The 17570-nt window shown below is 64.1% G+C and carries 22 protein-coding genes; all 22 read right to left on the minus strand.

The genetic code is table 11. The features are described from left to right. Positions 1–9: 9 nt before the first annotated feature. The gene (locus V5734_RS19985) at positions 10–414 is read right to left on the minus strand and encodes a hypothetical protein (protein WP_347311356.1); all 405 of its coding nucleotides are present in this window, start codon (positions 412–414) and stop codon (positions 10–12) included. A gap of 77 nt (positions 415–491) precedes the next feature. After that, positions 492–2624, minus strand: a complete 2133-nt coding sequence (locus V5734_RS19990) for a family 43 glycosylhydrolase (RefSeq protein WP_347311357.1) — start codon at positions 2622–2624, stop codon at positions 492–494. Positions 2625–2641: 17 nt separating this feature from the next. Continuing rightward, positions 2642–4684 carry a hypothetical protein gene (locus V5734_RS19995; RefSeq protein WP_347311358.1) on the minus strand — a complete coding sequence of 681 codons (2043 nt, stop codon included), beginning with the start codon at positions 4682–4684 and terminating at the stop codon, positions 2642–2644. Further along, positions 4685–5059, minus strand: coding sequence for a DUF6950 family protein (locus tag V5734_RS20000; protein ID WP_347311359.1), 375 nt, complete (start codon positions 5057–5059; stop codon positions 4685–4687). Then, complete coding sequence (locus V5734_RS20005; RefSeq protein WP_347311360.1) at positions 5059–5706, minus strand: hypothetical protein; 648 nt, start codon at positions 5704–5706, stop codon at positions 5059–5061. The genes V5734_RS20000 and V5734_RS20005 overlap by 1 nt, the downstream gene beginning before the upstream one ends. Next, positions 5703–6410 carry a hypothetical protein gene (locus tag V5734_RS20010; protein WP_347311361.1) on the minus strand — a complete coding sequence of 236 codons (708 nt, stop codon included), beginning with the start codon at positions 6408–6410 and terminating at the stop codon, positions 5703–5705. The genes V5734_RS20005 and V5734_RS20010 overlap by 4 nt, the downstream gene beginning before the upstream one ends. Next, complete coding sequence (locus tag V5734_RS20015; RefSeq protein ID WP_347311362.1) at positions 6407–8332, minus strand: hypothetical protein; 1926 nt, start codon at positions 8330–8332, stop codon at positions 6407–6409. Before V5734_RS20015 ends, V5734_RS20010 begins: the two co-directional genes overlap by 4 nt. Beyond that, positions 8325–8465: a hypothetical protein gene (locus V5734_RS20020; protein ID WP_347311363.1), complete on the minus strand. Its 141-nt coding sequence runs from the start codon at positions 8463–8465 to the stop codon at positions 8325–8327. The genes V5734_RS20015 and V5734_RS20020 overlap by 8 nt, the downstream gene beginning before the upstream one ends. Then, a complete protein-coding gene (locus V5734_RS20025) occupies positions 8462–8881 on the minus strand; it encodes a gene transfer agent family protein (protein WP_347311364.1) in 420 nt (139 codons plus the stop codon). The genes V5734_RS20020 and V5734_RS20025 overlap by 4 nt, the downstream gene beginning before the upstream one ends. A 5-nt stretch (positions 8882–8886) precedes the next feature. After that, on the minus strand, positions 8887–9336 hold the full coding sequence (locus V5734_RS20030; RefSeq protein WP_347311365.1) for a phage tail tube protein: 450 nt from the start codon (positions 9334–9336) through the stop codon (positions 8887–8889). Positions 9337–9401: 65 nt separating this feature from the next. Further along, positions 9402–9596, minus strand: a complete 195-nt coding sequence (locus V5734_RS20035; protein ID WP_347311366.1) for a hypothetical protein — start codon at positions 9594–9596, stop codon at positions 9402–9404. Then, a complete protein-coding gene (locus tag V5734_RS20040; RefSeq protein WP_347311367.1) occupies positions 9593–10087 on the minus strand; it encodes an HK97 gp10 family phage protein in 495 nt (164 codons plus the stop codon). Before V5734_RS20040 ends, V5734_RS20035 begins: the two co-directional genes overlap by 4 nt. Beyond that, positions 10087–10491 carry a DUF3168 domain-containing protein gene (locus V5734_RS20045; protein ID WP_347311368.1) on the minus strand — a complete coding sequence of 135 codons (405 nt, stop codon included), beginning with the start codon at positions 10489–10491 and terminating at the stop codon, positions 10087–10089. The genes V5734_RS20040 and V5734_RS20045 overlap by 1 nt, the downstream gene beginning before the upstream one ends. Continuing rightward, the gene (locus tag V5734_RS20050) at positions 10488–10823 is read right to left on the minus strand and encodes a head-tail adaptor protein (RefSeq protein WP_347311369.1); all 336 of its coding nucleotides are present in this window, start codon (positions 10821–10823) and stop codon (positions 10488–10490) included. The genes V5734_RS20045 and V5734_RS20050 overlap by 4 nt, the downstream gene beginning before the upstream one ends. Next, positions 10823–11371 carry a head-tail connector protein gene (locus V5734_RS20055; RefSeq protein ID WP_347311370.1) on the minus strand — a complete coding sequence of 183 codons (549 nt, stop codon included), beginning with the start codon at positions 11369–11371 and terminating at the stop codon, positions 10823–10825. The genes V5734_RS20050 and V5734_RS20055 overlap by 1 nt, the downstream gene beginning before the upstream one ends. 23 nt (positions 11372–11394) lie before the next feature. Continuing rightward, positions 11395–11568 (minus strand): hypothetical protein, encoded by a 174-nt coding sequence (locus tag V5734_RS20060; protein WP_347311371.1) that lies wholly within the window; start codon positions 11566–11568, stop codon positions 11395–11397. 60 nt (positions 11569–11628) lie between these two features. Continuing rightward, complete coding sequence (locus V5734_RS20065) at positions 11629–12855, minus strand: phage major capsid protein (RefSeq protein ID WP_347311372.1); 1227 nt, start codon at positions 12853–12855, stop codon at positions 11629–11631. Between the two features lie 11 nt (positions 12856–12866). Then, a complete protein-coding gene (locus V5734_RS20070; protein WP_347311373.1) occupies positions 12867–13724 on the minus strand; it encodes a head maturation protease, ClpP-related in 858 nt (285 codons plus the stop codon). Further along, the gene (locus V5734_RS20075; protein WP_347311374.1) at positions 13711–14955 is read right to left on the minus strand and encodes a phage portal protein; all 1245 of its coding nucleotides are present in this window, start codon (positions 14953–14955) and stop codon (positions 13711–13713) included. The genes V5734_RS20070 and V5734_RS20075 overlap by 14 nt, the downstream gene beginning before the upstream one ends. 1 nt (position 14956) lies before the next feature. Next, complete coding sequence (locus V5734_RS20080) at positions 14957–16663, minus strand: terminase large subunit (RefSeq protein ID WP_347311375.1); 1707 nt, start codon at positions 16661–16663, stop codon at positions 14957–14959. A 1-nt stretch (position 16664) separates the two neighbouring features. Further along, complete coding sequence (locus V5734_RS20085; RefSeq protein WP_347311376.1) at positions 16665–17129, minus strand: hypothetical protein; 465 nt, start codon at positions 17127–17129, stop codon at positions 16665–16667. A 75-nt stretch (positions 17130–17204) separates the two neighbouring features. After that, positions 17205–17561, minus strand: a complete 357-nt coding sequence (locus V5734_RS20090) for an HNH endonuclease (RefSeq protein ID WP_347311377.1) — start codon at positions 17559–17561, stop codon at positions 17205–17207. Between the last annotated feature and the right edge of the window lie 9 nt (positions 17562–17570).

Genomic DNA, 17570 nt, shown 5'->3' on the forward strand with positions numbered 1-17570 from the left:
CTGCGCGCCTCAGAGATAGGCAGCGAGGTTCAGTGCCCAGCTGGTCACCGTGAACTGCTGGCCGGCGGCGAGAGAGGTATTGTCGACCTCCATGTCACCACCACCGCTGGTCGCCGTGATGCTGCCCTGGTCGTGGCAGGTGCCCCCCTGCTTTAGGCGGAAGTGCCCGGCCGTGCCGGTCGCGTCGGCCGAGGCGTCTTGCCATGTGCCGATCAGCGACTTTACCGCACCCGAAGCCGCCGACATCCAGTCCGACGGAAGGGTGATCGTCGCGAGCACGGTGCCTGTATCGGCGGCGGCGGCGTTCGCGGGCGCAGCGCCGGTGCGGATTTCGAGCGTCGGTGCGGTGCCGATCTGGGTTTCGTAGGTATCCAGCATCGCGTTCAGGACGGCTGCGGAGAACTTGCGCGCCATGTGTCATATCTCCTTTGTTCGCCCAGAGGCGTTTTGGTCTCGTTTCGGTTTTGTTGACGGGATGGCTCAGCCGGCGATCACAACGGGCCGCCTTCGAAGTAGGTATTGATCGCGGCCCCCGTGATCGTCTTGGTGCCCGATCCGTTGAAGTCCACGAAGACCTCGAAATAGTCGTCGCCGTCGGCCTCGACGATCTCGTCGACCGCGAGGAACATGTTGCCCGACGTCGTGTAAGCCGTCGCTTGCGCGATAGCCGTCCCGTTCTTCTTCAGAATCAGCAGGTTGTTGTTCGATGCGACGGCATTGGAGAAAATCATCTGCGAGCGGACGCGATACCGCCCGGCGGGCGGAGTCCACCGAGATGTTCCGGTGTCGTAGTGACTGCCGATGTCGCGGTCTTCGGTGTCGAACGTCACCAGCGTTTCCGTGTCGACCGTGACGTTCTGGGCCGTCCCGTTCTTGTTCGCCCGGAAATAGGCGCGAGGTTGGTTCCCCTCCGCGTAGTATTTCCCGTCTTCCTTTCGGACCATTCTGACGTAGCGATCCGAGCTGAAGCCGAAGCCGATCATCACCTGCGACGCGCACCAGGCTCCGGCGGCGACCACGATGCCGGTCCCGTTCCCGGCCGAGAGAGACGCGAGGTAGAAACTCTCCGCTGCGCCATCCGCCAGCGTCACGGTCGCCACCTGGCCGCTCCCGGCAATGTAATAGACGACACCTTCCTGCGGGTAGAGGGTGACCGCTCCGGCGACCAGCGCCTCTTCCCGTGCAATGTCTTGACGGATCTCGCCTGCGAACGACGTGACGGCATTCTTCATCACTTCGAGCGCCGCCGGATCGATAGCCGCGAGGTTGATGATGCCGCCATGCCGCACCGAAGATGACGTCTTGCACCGGGCCTCGGACCCCCAAGTCCCGCCGAGTGTGTCAGCCTCGAAATAGTAGGTCTGCCCGACCTCATTTCCGGATGTGTCCGCATAGGCGTCGACATAGCAACGCCAGATCTCCTCCAGCACGCCCGCATTGTAGCGGCGATGGCGAGCCAGGATCGGGGCTTCTATCTTGTGCGTGCCGGTCAGCTCCTGATCGAAAGCCCAGGCTCCGGTGATCGCAGAGGCACTGTAGAACCGGATGCGCTTGGTGTTCTCGCCCTTCACGGCCATCCAGTAGGTCGACCCGACCTTCACGACATGGGCGTCGATCATCGCCTGTGTGTCGGCGCCGAAGTTCACCTGGACCGGCGACGCGAAGGTCATCGCGTCCTCGTCCGTGCATTGCGCGACGAAGATCCGCTTGTGCTTGGTCGACACGCTGTAGGTATCGTTAAAATCGTTGCCGTAGCGCACGGCGAAGAAGCAATAGAGCGTCCCGTCAGTGTCCCGGAAGAGTTTCGGCGCCCAAAGAAGATCGGCGGGCTGGCTCCCCCCGGTCACGGGGTTCACCGCGTCGGTCAGGGCCGACGATCCGAACGTGACCTGGTGCCGCTTCCAGGTGATGAGGTCTGGCGAGCGGTAGATCACCGCATCCCAGGCGCCGACGGAATAGTTGGTGACGGAAATCCAAAACTCGCCATTGTGCCACATCAGGAACGGGTCGCGGGAATTGAGCACCTGGCCGGTGGTTCCGTGCTCGATCGCGTCGGCGTTCAGGCGCTTGAAGACCTCGCCATCCACGCTGCTGTAGAACATGATCGGCGCGGCCGACGTGTCCTGGAAGAAGGCGGCGATATAGGCGTTGTCGACCGTCACCGCGCGGCGCAGGCCATCGACCCCGAGATCCTGAAGGACGGACCTTGCGCCCGTCGCCGTGCTGTCGACAACATGGTCGATCCCGTCGCACCGGAGGATCGCGCCATTCTCGATCCCGCGCGTGACGGCGGCGGCCATGCGCGCCCGCGTGGTGAACACCGGCCCCGCCTCGTAGAGTTTGATGCCGTCCGCTTTCGTGACGTGGTGGCCGGAGGCGCCCGACGCTGCGACTTCGTAGAAGACACCGGCGCGGCGCGCGAAAATCAGATCGCCAGTCTGGACCGATTGCAGCGACCCACCGGCGGTGTAGGTCAGGCTCGCATCCGCGATCATCGCCGCAACGTCATCGTATTCGGCAATGACGTTGCGCTCGACGGCAGCGGCCCATGATCTGAATTTCGCCTTGTCGACCTGAAGTGTATCGACGACGACGCCGGCGGCGCCCCCATATGGATAACCCATACCTTACCTCGCGGAACTTAGGTGATTGTCTGTGTTTCGGGCCCGGCATCGGCCGCGTTGGCCACGCCGGAGACGTTGATCGAGCGGACATACCAGTCGAAGGTTCCAGCGCCGCATGAATCGTCGAATGCCACCGTCTCGGACGGATCGGTGTAGAAAGTCGCGATCAGGACGGGCCCGCCGCCGCTGTCACGGTAAACTTCCGTCTTCCAGATACTCGCCGACACCGACGCCGTGAAGCTGACCCGCGCAACGCCACTTGTCTGGTCGGAAACGGACAGGCCTGTCGGCGCGGCCGGTGCCGAACTGCTCGCAAGCGCCGTGACGTCATCTTCCGTGACGTATGCGCTTTTCACGCCGTTGGGCGCCGCGAAGGCAAGCCGCAGATCGTAGACCGCGCCATCGGTGAGAGGCGCGATGATGGCCGATGTCTGACCAGTGTTCGTCGCCCAGATCGACCAGGTAGATGATGCGTTCGGTTTATATTCGAGGACAGGCGTCAGGGCATCGCTCGCGGGCGCGTCCCATGCCGCGGCGATTCCCGCGACATAGGTGGTTCCCGAGGAAATCACGCCCTGCGCTGCCGCTGCGAAGTTCGTCGGCGCCGGAATGCCGGCGGAACTGTCCGGTGTCGGCAGGGTCTGCGCCCGACCCTCCTCCGCGACTGACCACGTGTGGTCAGACGGATCGTAGAGCGTCAGGTCCAGGATAACCGACCCATCCCGAAGATTCAGGCTGGACCGCTCGACCCGATAGGTTCCGTCGATCGCTGCTTCCGGCATCGAAAACGAGATCACGCTTTCATGGATCGCGAGAATGGCGCGCGGCTTGAACCGGGCCGTGATCCTCTGGCGCGGGTTGGCGCGGCCCGTCGCGATCTTCGCCGCCATCCGCCCCTGCCGATGCGTCGGCGCGAAGGTGAAGTCGGCCAGCGCGCCACGGATCTCCTCGCCGTCCTCCGCCATCCGCGCCTCGTCGTTCCACGGATCGCCTTCCGTCTGCTGGAACGCGAGCGTGCGGTCGACATAGGTGAACGGCAGCGTGTTGTATCGGTCGAGCTGGTCCGGGCCGTCATCGCCGGTCTGTATCTCCAGCACGTCGGCCGACGTCAGCGTGACGCTTGGCGACTTGGCAACGCCCATTTCGATGCCGATCTTGCCATTCGGCAGCAACCTGACATCTCCGCCGCAGGCGTCCAGCATTCGCCGCAGGACATCTCCCGGCTTCTCGGACAGGCTGTAGCTGCCGGCGAGACGCCAACGTGCCTCCGTTCCACCAGCGGCGAGCGCAACGTGGGCGTCGGCATCGTCGGCCGCCGCCGCGAGGAATGCCTGATCTACGTATCCGGCCCGGTTGAACCCGTCCGGGCTTTCGATGAGGTCAGCGATGATGAGCGCCGCGTTCTCGGAATAAGCGCTCGCGCCGGTTCTCGGATCCGGCACGATGGTCGTGTTCGCGACCACCTCGATGCTCGGCTCGTTGTTCGGGTAGACCCTGCGAAAGTCGGCGGGAGGCACCTGTTGCGCGACGGTAAGCGTCGTCCAGAGCCCATCGAGCCGGTGCAGATCGTCCCAGTCAGAATAGATCGCCTCCACTGTCGCGTAATTCGCCGACGGGACGAGACCTTTGCGCTGCAGGATGCGAACGCGCTTCGTTCCTCCGCTGGTGTATTGGGCCTCGGTGACATAGCCGGAGCCATCCAGCGTCACCTCGCCCTTGTTGAGATAGTAGCCCTCGACCTCGTCGACGAGGCCGTGCCCGTGCACGACGACGCGGTAGAAAACACCGGACTTCGCCCGGAAGAACACGACCGTTCCGCCCGCGCGCACCTTTCCATAGTGCTTGATCCTCGGACCGACCGCCTGGCGGATATTGAGCTGGATATCCTCCGGCTTCGGAGCATCCGGCTTGTCCGGCGCAAGCGCCTTGGAAATCAGGAGAGAGGCGCCGATCGACACCAGAGACCCGCCAAGTGTCAGGCCACCCGCCGCCGTGACAAGAGCAAACGACCCCGTCGCCCCGAACACTGCGGGGAGTGCTGTCGCAAGGAGCTGCGGCATTCAGGCACCCCAACCTTCGAGAAGTGTGAACCCGGTGGGCGAATAGACGCCACCAGCGGACCTGATAAACAGACGGCCGCCGGACAGGATGCCGCAGAACGTCCGCCCACCGACCCGCGCGACGCACACGCCGTTCTGGGTTTCGCCGGACCGGAACTCCGCCATCGCCTTGCGGCAGAATTCTTCCAGCCCGCCGGCGAGAAGGATCATCCGCCGCCATTCGAAGGGCCGCGCGTATCTGCCGCGATATGGCGCCGCGACATCGACCCCCGTGACCTCACGCCAGAATTCCGCTGCCCACAGGGCGCAGACAGGATCGCCCTCGCGCCAGTCGCCGCCATTGGTCCGCGCGATGAACGCTGCCGGCGTCATCATCACCAATCCGTCCAGTTCACGTTCGTGGACATGACTTCCGGCACGAATTCGAGCCCTTCGTCATCGCCATATCTGCGCTTCTGATCCCTGTCCGTCAGGAGCCCGTATTGCGGCGATCCCTTGCGGGCCAGGACCCCCTCAACCCGAAGCGTCGTGATGACACCTCCCGCACCGGGTGCGAGCGACCACGAGACGTTCGTCATCAGCCCGGCGTCGAGCGCGACCGGCACACCGACAGGAAGAGGACGGCCGAACTGATCCGTCAGGTCCGGGTCGAAAAGCTGAAACGACAGATTGGCGGAGCGGCCTCGATACTCCGACGGGGCTCCAATCAGCGCCGGGATGCGGGACTGGATCTGCGTCGGGGTGCTTTCCTTGTCGAGAAGCTCCCACGGGATGCCAAGGATGTATTCCCTGAGCGGCGCGAGATTGTCCGACCCGCCCTCAAGATCCGATATGCCGACAAGCTCTCCGAGACCGGCCCACGTGACCCCGTTGCCGTCGACGACGTAGCCCTGCCAGTCCGAAATCCGCGCCGTGACGGATGCGAACTGCAATTCCAGCAGCAGCGCCGAGGGAATGGCCTCTTTCGCCAGCAGCGCCTCGACTGCGGCCGGATCCGGCTGTGCGGCAAGAAGACGGCTCATCGGTCGAACGCCTCGACGACTTCGATACCGACTGACGGCGTGATGCGCACATGATGCTCAGGCACCCGCATGCCGTCATCGCTTACCAGCCGGCAAACGAACATCGGAGCCGACACATTCACAGTCGAGCCTGCGATCACGGCCTCGCGCAGGGGCGGATCGAATGACACCGCCCCATCCACGTTTTCGACGACGCGGTAAAGGAAGTCATTGATCGAAAAGTAGGCGCCCACCTCAATGTGTCGACCAATGTAGTTCTCCATGTGGATGATGCGCGCCCCGGACGGAGCGGCGAAGGCGATGACCGGTTCCGCACTGGTCGGCAACGCCCAACCGGTGCCGTCCGTGAACAGCGTCCCATCAGACCAAGGCGAATAACCATTCGCGATATCTGTCGCTGAGATGCCAATCTTCGCGAGGAAGTCTGCCTCTGTTGTCTGCAAGCGCGGCGTGAACCTGTTGCAGATCGGAATGCGGAACCGCCCGAACCTCCCCCTGAGCTGCGCGGCAAGCGCACGAAGCCGCATCGGCTGCGATCCACGCAATGCCGGCAGGCTGAGCGCCCCGCGCCAAACCCGGTTTTCCCGCCACAGGATTTGCTCGCGACCATCGAGACCGACGCCAGACGACGACGTCGATCCGCTGAGCCAGAGATCTACTACATCGAACAGGGGAAGCTCCGACGGCCAGTCAAGGATATTCATCGACGCCGCTGCGCCTCCCGCGCCTGCTTGCTGAACTGGCCGATCTGCGCCGCCGAGACCGCGCCGCTCACCCGTTCGATCTTCGCCTGAAGAGCGCCGTTATCGTCGAAGAAGACCCGGACATCGACGCCGCCACCGCCGCCGCCGCCCTTGGTGTGATCGATGATCGTCTCACGCGGATGAACCATCGCCATGAAGCCGCCCTTGCCGTCGAGACCGCCGGCACGAATCCCCGACCCCGTATATCCGCCACCGTCGGCGCTCGGGACGCCGAAGGCACCGCCGATGACCCGGCCCAGGATGCCGCCAAGCCCGCCACCACCGGTCAACGGACCGGAACCGAAGAACACATATTCGAGCAGCGCACGCTTGATCGATTCCTTCAGCGCATCGAAGGCGTCGCCTGCCGTGCGCGCGCCGGAGGCGATGTCGAGGATCCCGTTCTTGAAGCTGTCGAGCTTCTGCGACTGCAGGTTCTCGTTCAGATCGGCGAGCGCCCTGTTGTAGAGGTCCTGACCGATCTTTCCTTCCTTCAGGAGCCGGACGAGCGTCGCCTTCTCTTCATTGTAGCGCTCCAACTCCGTGCGCGTGGACGCGTAGAGCGCCTTCACCTTAGCCAGGTCGGCTGCCTCTTCTGCATTGATGGTGCGTCCACCGACGCCGCCGCGCGACGAAACCTTCTTCGGCGCGTTGCGGGAGGCGAGCGACTGCTGCGCCGCGTTGCCGCCCGGCGTCCTGCCGCCATAGGCGTTGAGCGCCTGGCCGCCAGGAGAGTTGCCGAAGGAAAGCTCCTGCAAGCGGTCTTCCGCGGCGATCCGCTGCTGCGCGAGGTCCCATGCCGCCCTGGCCGCGTCGCGGATCGTATCGGCGAACCCGGCAGCGGCCGTTTGGGCATGTCCGAACGCCGTCGTTGCGGCATCGATCGCCGCGCCGATGTTGATGGCAGCCCCGGCGATTTTCTCGACTTCCGCGAGCAACCTCTGACCTCCGATGACGGAATCGTTCAGCCTCGTGACAAGACCGCCCGTCGCCTGATCTGCGGCCTCCAAGCTGCCGTAGACAGAAACCAGCGTGTCCCGAAGGCCCTTGAACGCTTCAACCCGTCCGGCCGTGTCGGTGGCGCTTAGAACAGACTGCAGAGCCTGCGCAACCAGGACGGCATCGGCACCGGTCAGATCCAGGTCTTCGCGGATCCGCCGCAGCGCCTCCTCGTAAGCAGTGGCGCCACCGGCGTCCCGCGTGACGGCATCCAGCGATCCGAACTGCGCGCCGACACCGGAGGCGACATCCGCGATCTGGCGCTCCGCTGCGTTCCGCTTCAGCCGCTCCTGAATGTCGAGTGCACGTTGTGCCTCGTTTGCGAGCGATCCATATTCATCTTTGAGATCGGCTGTCCCCTTCAGGGCGAGATCAGCAGCAGAGGCGTAGTCCTTGACGGCAGACGACAGGTTCTTGACCTTGTCCTCGAGCGTCTCCGCCTTGTCGGCCGCCTCCTCTGACCCCATCGCCATGTTGAAGAAGACGGCCGCCAAAGGCAGGCCGATCGCCGCCACCACGCCCATCAGCGGCCCGAGCGTCCCGAGCGTGCCACCGAGGGCACCGAGGCCGCCGAGAAGCTGCGGCGCTTGCTGCGACATCGCCCGCATGACCGTCGTGCCGCCTGCGATCTGAACGGCCAGGTCACCGAACTGGTTCGCGGTGTTCTGGATGACGAAGCGTTGCGCGCCCGTGACATTGCCAAGACGCGCAAGGCCTGTGGCGCTCTGCGTGAGGCCATCCGTTACCTTCTTGTTCGCCTTCTGGAACTCTGTCTCGATCTTCCGCCCGGCCGCGGCCGCACGCGCCTCCGCCTTCGCGAGCGCGCGCTCCATCTTGACGATGCGCGCGTCCAGAGCAAAGACGAGTGCCGCTTCGTCAGCCATCTTTGCCGAACCCCTCGATTTCCAATTCTGCCAAGCGCTCGTCGGTTATGTCGCTGCCGGACGGTGCCCGCTTCTTTCCGCCGTGGAACTCCGAAAGCCCGTCCATGCAGGCGGCGAACTCCCACAGGCTCATTCGGTCGACATCTCTCGGGGTGAACCCGGCAATGGCTCCTCCTGCGTAGAACTTGCTGAACTGCCACTTTCCGGGGGGCTCAGCTCCCCCGTCGGCTCCCCCACCGGGTCGTCCTCGACGCCCATGATCGCCGCCGCGAGGACCAAGGTCGCCGTCACCAAGAACCTCGCCACAGGATGCGAGTCGGAAAGTTCGGAGAGGAGCTTCCTTGCCTCACCGGGCGGCATTCCACCGCCGATCAAACCGTGGCGAAGAACCGCGAACGGCCAGTCGACCCGCCAATGATCGCCGCGCAGACCGTTCAACACCTGCATGGGTCCGGCGTCGCAGGCATCCTGCACGGCCCTCAGTTCGCCAAGACCGAGGGCGAAGACATGCGCACCCCCGATCCAGTTCAGCTCGACGCGATGGCTCATGGCGATCAAGCCTTGTCGGTCGTGGTCGGCGTTCCGTCGAATTCGATACGAACGGTCGCGGTGACCTTCTGGCCCTTGGTGCGGGTGTTGTTGAGCTGCGTCAGGAGCGCGGGACCAGCTTCATACTCGACATCACCGCTGGCGGCGTTCGCATGCTGCACACGGATGTTGACGGTGGCGCTCGACCGGAACCACTGCAAAAGCGTCTCGTGGCTCTGCTGCGCCCAGACCGCCTCGCCCTCGATCGTGTATTCGGTACTGCGCACCTGCTTTTCAACCGAATAGGGCAGGCTTTCATCGTCGCAGTCCGCGGGCACCTCGACGCGGTCGACCTGCGCCTCGCGATTGTAGCTGAAGCCCATGATGCCACAGAGCTTGGCATAGGTGCCTCCGCCCGGGGTCGTCTCGACCTCGAGGACGAGCTGCTCATACTTTGCCGTTACGGGCGCTGCCATGTCGTTTCTCCATGCCGGAACGGCCGCCAGGGCGGACGCGTTCGTTACCTTTCAGGGATGGGCGCTCAGGCCCGGTTCTGGCCGTCCCCGGCCGTCTTCTTCCGCTGCGGCGGAACCTCTGTCGCCGCGCCGGCCGCTACGGCCGCCGCGATGAAGTCGCGCGGGAAGCTCTGCGGCTCCGCCTTTGCCTTCGCTCCGAAACCAAGGCCCCTCGGTCGCGACCAGTGAAACTCGCGCGTGAAGATTGCCTTCGCCATCATCCGCCCCAGATCCGGCGCGCGGCCTTCACGGCTGTCGCGTTGATCCGGCGCGTCGTCGTGCGCTTCTTTGCCCGAACCGCCGGGAAGAAGAATGGCTGGGCCGTGGCTCCCGGATGCCAGCCGCCCTGGTCCTGACGCTTGCCCCGCTCTACCGACGCATTCAGGGCCAGCGCGTGCGCCCGGGTGCCGAATTCGACGAATCGCGCATAGAAGACCTCGTCGCTGCCTGCGAAGATCGTGATACGCATATCGATGTTTGTCGGGCCGTCACCGTACATCTGCTGCACAACTATCGCCCCCGATGGTGCATCGCCCCATGTCCATCCGATACTAGCGGCCAACTTCCCCGACTTGCCTCGCGGTGCAAGGCGGCGCATCAGTGCGACATAGTCTTCCGCCGCACGTTCCATCTCGTCGCGCACCGCCTGCCTGATTTCTTTCGGCAGCGCCCGGAAGCGGGCCCGGAGCCGATCCATTCCCTCGACGGCCATCAGCCCTCCTCGACGATCGCCTCGACGATCACGATGCCGTGCGTCGTGATGCCGTCCGGATCATCAAGAACCCTGACTTGGACGACCTCGATCGACACGAGGGCGCCGGGATCGATTGAGCCGGCATACCTGTGGAGCGCCTTCTTGGCGGCGTCCGCGATCGCCTTCGCCTCGCGCTTGCCATCCTGTGCCTCGGACCAGCAGTCGATCTGCATGGTCTCGACGCGGCCGTCGACGCATTCGGCATCGTCCGGCACATAGTCCGAAGGACCGATGCTCACATAAGGTGCGGCGACAGTTGCCGGCGGCCGGTCATAGACCTTCTGCCCGATGATCGCGGACACGCCCGCATCAGCCTTCAGCCGCGCGACGATCATCGCCTGCAGCGCGTTCGATTCGCTCATACCGCCACCCCGCTCTGGCAGGTCAGCTCCAGGTAATGCCGGTCATCGGTCGGAACGATCGAACGGATGTTATAGACGACGGAAGTCCGGATATCGCGCATGCGCCACTCCGGCGTGATCTCGCGCGAGGCCGCGCTGGCCCGGATCTTGGCAACGATCGTCTGCTGACCCGCCAGACGCGCCTGCAGGACGGTCTCCCCGCCGCGAAGAAATCGGAATTCCGCGCGGACGCATAGCCGCTCGACCCAGCCAAGGATCGTGCCACCCTGACCGTTGTCGGTCGATGTCGGTGCATCGAATGCGATCGCCTCGATCAGGACGGGCGCCGGCATCAGATGATCGCCCGGCGATAGGGCGCGATCAGCGCGGTAACCGCAGGTGGAAGCACATCACCACCACTAGGATTCTCGTAAAGATGCGCCGCCAGGATCATGATCGCCGCCTTAATCGGCTCGGGACATCCGTTGCCGGCAACCCATTCGATCGTGACGGCACCCAGCCTGTCGTCCGTATCCGGCCAGCCGTCGACCGGATCGATCACAGCCTCGAAGCGGCTGACGTCGACCTTGTAGGCGGAGGAAGGCATCACGATCTGCGTCGGCGTAGTGTCCCAATACTTGATCGACGTCACCGACACGACGGGGCCGAGCGGGATCGCGATGCAACCGGTCGGAAATGCATCCAGCGTTAGCGTCCAACTTTGCGGCATCAGCGCCCGGCCCAGAATGCCAGACCAGCCATCGAACCTGCCGATCGCGGCCTTCAGGAGCTGGTCGATCAGATAGTCATCGTCCGGGAAGCCGATCCGCAGGTTGTCCTTGACCGTCTTCACGTCGACCGGCAGCGCGGTCGGCGGCGTGACAAGCGTCATGTTGTGCATGGAACCCCCCGGACGATGCGCTGTCACTCAGCGTCGTCTTCGGACCCGGCAAGTTCTGCCGCCGATGCCTTTTTGTAGCCGTAGGCGGTCGGGTCGAGCCCGAGACGGATACAATCCGCGCGGGTGAAGGTCTGCTTGCCGGACGTGGTGACCACGCCGACACCTTGGGCTTTGGCTTTGGGTTTTTCGTCGCTCATTCGTCTCTCCTGTGAAGAGCCGCCGGCAGAACTCTGCCGGCGACGTGGTGGTCAATCGGATCAGGCGTTCTTCAGAACCTTGATCGCTTCGGGGTTCACCACCGCACCGCCGACCCGCTTCGTCGTGTAGAAGTGGACATAGGGCTTGTTGGTGAACGGGTCGCGGAGCACGCGGACACCCGTGCGATCGACGATCAGGTAGCCGCGCTCGAAGTCGCCGAAGGCGAGCGGGATCGCGCCGGTGCCGATATTCGGCATGCCGGGCATCTCTGTCACCGGATGGCCCGCCAGTTGCGCCGGCTGGCCTTCCTGCATCGAGGGCTGCCACATGAACTGACCGTTGAGGTCCACGAGCTTGCGCAACTCACCGATGGTCGTCCGGTTCGCAACGAACCGCGCCCCCATCGAGAAGGATTCCGGCAGCGCGTAGACCAGATCGTAGACCTCGGTCGCAGCGATGTCCGCCACGGCGGCGGCCGGCACGATCTGGATTGCGCCGAGCGGGTTCGCCGCCGCATTCGCCGCGCCAGTGACGTAGGTCAGGAACCCGTTCGGACGGTTGACGCCGGTCCCGGACACGAAGGTCAGTCCTTCCTGGTATGCGAACTCGGTCTCGACCTCACCGGCAAGCCATGCCTCCAGGTCGATCTCGCTGTCGTCCAGCATGCCCTGCGTCGCCGCCGGGTTGGCATAAAGCTCACCAGGGCGGATCGTCATCGCGCCGAAGGTCGGCGTGTTGGTCTGCGTCCGGGCCGCCGTCTCGCTCACCCAGCCGGAAGCCGCGCCGCGCAGGTTGAACAGCTTCACGAACGCCTGTTGCGAGGTGACCTGCACCTTGGCGATCTGCCGCATCGGCGACACTTCCACCAGCTTGTCGGTGATCGTGCGATCCCACTCCACCGGCGCGAGGTAGCCGCCTTCGGAATCCGCACCCTTGTTCAGGCTCGCCTGGACGTCGCCCTTGCGGACATGGGCACGGAAGGCAGCGGTGTACTCCTTGTCCTTGACCCGGTCGTCCTGACCGGCGCCCATTGCGGCGGCCGTGATCTTGACGTTGATCTTGTCGATCTCGGCCTGGGTTTCGGAAAGGCTGGCATTCAGCTTTTCCAGCTTCTCGGTCGTCACGACGTCGTCGAACTTCGCCAGGACCTCCTTGTTTTTCGCCTCGATCGTCTCCTTGAACGTCGAGAAGTCGCCGTTGACCTTTTCGATCAGGGCCTTGATGTCGCCGGTCGCGTCCGCGCGCACAGCGACGATCCCGCGGAGCGGGTTCATCTGCTTCGTCATCGCTTTCTCCTTCAGAAAGACAGGGTTTGCGTGAGCTGCTGAAGCGCAGCGCGGAGGTCATCGTCGTCAGCTACGGCTTGACGCTGGAGGGCGGCCGCGACGGCCTCCTCCCCCACCAGATCACCAATGAGGCTACGGCTCTCATTGCGCGACATTCCCGCCCGGCGCATGGCGAACTCGGCCTTCAGCGCGGGCTTCATCTCGGCAAGGGCTTTCGCCTTCGCCGGATCCTTCTTCGTGGCGTCGGATGCAAGGAACCCATCCGCCAACCCGTTCTCGACTGCCTGTTCGCCGTTGAACCAGGTCTCGTCATCCATCCAGCGCGCCGCAGCCTTCTTGGTGACGCCGGCCCGGTCGGAATAGACGGTGGCCATCGCGTCGTCGAAGGGCTCCATCGTCTTCGCGGCCTCGGTCAGGTCATGCCGGTTGCCGATCGCGACAACCCAGGCATTGTGGACCATAAGGAAGCCGGCCTTGCCGATCATGATCTCGTCGCCTGCCATCGCCACGACCGAGGCCGCGCTGGCGGCAATCCCCAGGACGCGCACCGTAACCTTCGCCTTGTGTTCGCGCAGGAGGTTGTAGATTGCCACCCCCTCGAAGAAGTCGCCCCCTGGCGAGTTGATGTCGACGAACACATCGGTGCCTTCGCCGATCGAGCGCAGGGCCGCGGCGACACGCTTGGAGGTCACGCCGCCGCCGGTCCAGAAGTCCTCTCCGATCACGTCAAGGATCGAGATGGTGTTGTCTGGCGTCTGTTGTGCGGCGATCCCACCGTTCCAGCGGTCGATCGCCGACGAATCCGGCATGAAGGCACAGGTTTGCGGCAGCTTGCGGGGCGAAAGCTCTGGCAGGTTACGCTGGCTCATTGCCGGCTCCTTTCTGGGCTATTGCATTCGGCGCGATGTCGCGCTTCGGAAGGTCTGAGATATCGCGGACCTCGTCGTAATCCATCCACGGCTGGTGTCCGCCGGACCCGAGCGCCTTGGCGAAGAACTCGGCCTGGTCCGTCATCGAGCCGCGCAGAAGCGCGCCCGCGTTGAACTTGATGTCGTAACGCCCCTGCTCGGCCTCGGTCAGACAGGACCGCTTGATCGCCTGCTCCCACGCGGTGAACCACGGGTTGAGCGCATAGCGCACGAAGAGCTGGCCGAGGACGTCGATGCCCGACCCCCAGGACGTGTCGTCCATCCCCAGGAGCGGGCGCGGCACGCCAAAGATCCTGCCGATCTCTTCGACCTGCATGGTGCGGTTCTCGATCTGCTGCGCATCCTTCGCCGTTCCGGTCATCGCCGCGGCCGTCATGCCTTCTTCAAGGACCATCCACGACCCGGCATTGTCCGTGCCCTGGTAGCGCTGACGGATGCTTTCCCGAAGGTTTTCCAGCGACTCGGCGCCGAGCTGGTTCGGGTGGGTGATGACGCCGCCAAGCTGCATCCCGTTCTTGTGGAACTTGACCTGGCTCGTCTCCAGCATCCGGGCCAGCGTGATCGCCTCGGCCGCCTGCCTGACCCGCGACACACCGCGCAGCGCATCCTCGGAATCGTCGTAGACATGCAGAAGGTCTTCATGCGCAATCCGAAGCTGCGTTCCATCCGGTCGCGTGTAGGTATGCGTCACAGACCAGTCCGGGTTCTGCCGCGTCTCGACGCGCGCCGGGTCGATCGGCACAAGACGCTGGACGATTCCGCGTGAACGCACGATCAGCGCCATGCCGTCGCCTTCGGTCAGGGCCCGACGCTGCGTGATCTGGCGGAAGTTGAACGCCGTCTGCCAATCGTTCGGCTGACGGTGGAGCATCCGCGCCAACGGATGCTCCGTGACCTTCTCCTTGGTGTCCGCATCGATCATGTGCAGTGGCAACATGCCGATGGCGGAGCTGATCAGCGTGACGCTCCGCATCACCGCCGTGTTCCGCATCGCATCGCGCACGCTCACCGCGATGCCGTCGGCGCCACCGGTACGAATGAACTCCATCAGCCTCGGGTCATTCAGCCCGTAGAACTCCGCCGCCTGCGCGGCGACGTAGACCACGCGATCCGTTGGCGCCGCCGCCTCCGGCTTTGGCGGAACTCCGCGAAGGCGGGACAGGAACCCCATGTCAGACGACCAGAAGCCCGCGCTCGCGATAGACCGAAAGGCCCTTCGCGACCGGGTTCAGGAACATGAGCATTGCCGCGTCGAACATCGCCATGAGCGGGTCGATCTTGCTTGCGCCGGCTGTCTGCTTTTTCACGAGCCAGTTGCTCCCTACCAGTTCCATTTTCGCATTCCCCGCCGCCCAGGCCATGATCGGCTGGCCGCAATGTCGGAACTCCTGCACCTTCAGCTTGTTCGGGATCTGCAGGACCGCCCTCTGCATGCGGTAGCCCTGCGATACACCCGTCACACGCTTGGCCAAATCCGCGTCTTCCTCGATCTCTTCGAGGCCCGTCGCCGGACCCGAACTGTCGTATCCGATGCCGTGTTCCTCTGGCAGAAGTCCTGCATCGAAGATCCTCCGGCAGATCGCCCGCATGTCCTGCCCGATCTCGGATTCGCTGTTGCGAACGATGAGGTCGCCGGACCGCTTGAAATCCTCCAGCGCCGGCGCGATCGACTTCCGCCGCTCGAAGACCTCCGGCTGCGCCCACGATTGCTGCCAGAACAGCCAGTCCCCGTTTTCCCTGTGCCGCCCCATGACACCAAGCGAGGCGATATCATCCATCCCGCCGCCATCGACGCCGATCGTGCAGACGTCGACGAGACCGAGCAGGACATCGAACGTCAGGTCTGGCATCTTTGCGGCTTCCCAATAGGCAGCACCCGACCACACATCGGCATGGAGCCCGACGCCCATCTCGACGTTCAGGTGTTGCGATGCGAACAGCGAAAGCGCTTCCTGACCGCCAACCTCGGCCTCCGCGAACTTCTCGCGAAGGTAGTCGATCGATACCGACCGCTCGATGTTGGGGTTCACCAGCCTCCACGTCTCTTCGTCGCGCCACGCCCCAGACGCCTGCATATCCTGTGGCAGCTCGTACAGCACCGGCAGGATCGGCAGGTTCAGCTTACCGTCCCGAACGCCGCGGGCGAGGGACAGTCGGCGCTTGAACTCTCCGTGCGGCGGAACCTTGGACTGTGTCGTGATCTCCAGAAGGAACCCTTCCGGACGGGCCGCAAGTCCGCCCTCCAGTTCCAGGTAGACACCCGGCGCTTTCGCCTTGTGTCCTAGAACGTGGGTCTCGTCGACCAGCACATAGGCCGCCTTCGAACCGGTCACTACATCGCCATCCGCCGACAGGATGCGGATCGTCGCACCCGTGTTCATGTGGATGATCGTCTTCGAATGCGACTTCACATCGAAGATGCCGCCGCTGTCCTTGTCGAGCCGCGGGTCGAGCTTGATGATGCCGGCCGCCTGGCTGAAGGCGATCTCGGCGATCTTCTGTGTCTCGGCGATCAGGATCGCCTCGGCGTTCGGCCTCTCGTTCAGGATCGCGGCTGTCACGATGATGGCCGCGCTGATCGACGACTTTCCGTTCTTCTTCGGGATCATCACGAAGAACTGCCGGATCATTCGGCGGCGCGTATCAGGGTCATAGGCTCCGAACACCGCCCGGACCAGATCGAAGATCCACTCCTCGCAGACTTCTCCGAGCGTCGGCGTTCCGATCATGTCAGGCACGCGAAGGCTCTTGAAGACCCTCAGCGCCTTCTCGGCGACAGGTGCGAAGAGCGGCAAATCCGGGACGAGGGAACGGCCTTCCCTGATCCGCTCCTTCCAGTCAGGGCAAGCGGTCGACCAGGGATTGTGATCGAGCGGCATGTCAGTGCCAGAGACCAGGCGTCAGGTCTGGATCGGCATCCGCTTGCTCAGCTGCGGCTCGTCGCGCGGCCTCCTTCTTCCCGACCGGTTCATCACGCTGCGAAGGTTCACTCCGCAACCTCTGCTCTGCGAGATGACGATCCCGTTTTTCGACGACCTTGCCGAGTTCCTTCAGCGCTCCGACATTTCCGGCGTTGGCCTCATCCGCCAGAACCTTCGCCCGCCAAAGCTCGAACCTGGTGCGCTGCATGTCGCGGCGCTTCAGCTCCGAAAAATAATACTTCTTCAGCGTCGGAAGGCTGATACCCATGCCGGACGCAATCTCAGGATCGCTGTAGCCCATCGCCAGACCAAGAATGACCTTGTCGGCATTCGATTTGGTCCAGCAATGCGCCGGCCGACCACGGCGTCCGCTAGGAAGCGTGACGAGGTCGCCGAACAGATCGGTTGCCAAATTCTCAGCCATCCAAGAAAAAAATCTCCGCGTGGCGGGGGCGCGGGTCTAGGGCCCGGCGCCCTCCAGACTTTCGACCCGCCCCCCCTACCAGATGCCGGCACGCTCCTCGGCTTGCTTGGCGCCGTCATGGCAGGTCTTGCACAGGCACTGCAGGTTCCGCTCGTCCCAGAACAACGCTTCGCTGCCGCGATGGGGTCGCCGGTGATCCGCGACGAGCTGCGATGTGTCCGCCTCGATGCATCCACACTTGGCGCAGGTGAATAGATCGCGCTTCAGAATTGACCAGCGCAGCCTCTGCCACTTGGCGGTCGAGTACCACTTGCGCCACGGCTGCATCTCGCGACGTTGGCGGCTACGCTCGGCCTCCGTCGATGGCTGCGGCTGTCCGATGCGAGGAGGCAGGGACGGCATGTGCGTTGGTAGCCGCTTCAGCCGCCCCATCACTGCCCC

The sequence above is a fragment of the Defluviimonas sp. SAOS-178_SWC genome (genome assembly GCF_039830135.1).
Classification (GTDB): Bacteria; Pseudomonadota; Alphaproteobacteria; order Rhodobacterales; family Rhodobacteraceae; genus Albidovulum.